Genomic DNA, 532 nt, shown 5'->3' with positions numbered 1-532 from the left:
CGTCGATCACCAGCATCGGCCCCGACTGGGTGGCGTAAAGCGCCCTTGGCTTCTGGCGCAGGTACCGCTCGGTGGTCAGAACGCCGGCCCCGGAGGCGGTGACATAGAACACCCCGTTCGGCTTCATATGAAAATTGCCAGAGCCACGCCGGGTGTTGGCGGCGCGCAGCTGCTTGCCCCCCTCCACGAACAGGCCGACCGGCCCGCGATCATCGCCGTACATGCCGCCATTGATCGCCATCACCAGTTCCCGGCCGGCGGGGCTGTCGACAAGGCGGCTCAGGCGGCCGTAAGGCTGGCCATCGGCGCCGCGCAGGTACATCCGCACCTGATGATCGCGCAGGGAAATTTCGCAAACCACATGCCCGACGCCTTCAAACGTCAGCTTGCGGCACAACCCGTCGGCGTGGACCACGCCCGTCGCGGCGACGCCGCCGGAGGTCGCGACGGCCGCAAGGAGCGAGGCGCGGACGACAACCGCGCGAAGGCCCTGCCGCCGGCCGGACCAGGCCTCGCCGCCATGATCCGGGTC

Annotated in this window: 1 protein-coding gene; it reads right to left on the bottom strand. The window is 69.2% G+C overall.

The annotated features are described in order from the left end of the window. The coding region (locus AC4FS3_RS29400) for a phosphodiester glycosidase family protein (protein WP_491023479.1) at positions 1-532 on the bottom strand (532 nt) is incomplete at both ends.

This window comes from Pseudogemmobacter sp. TB195, from assembly GCF_058313095.1.
This window is presented reverse-complemented; position numbering and strand designations above follow the sequence as displayed.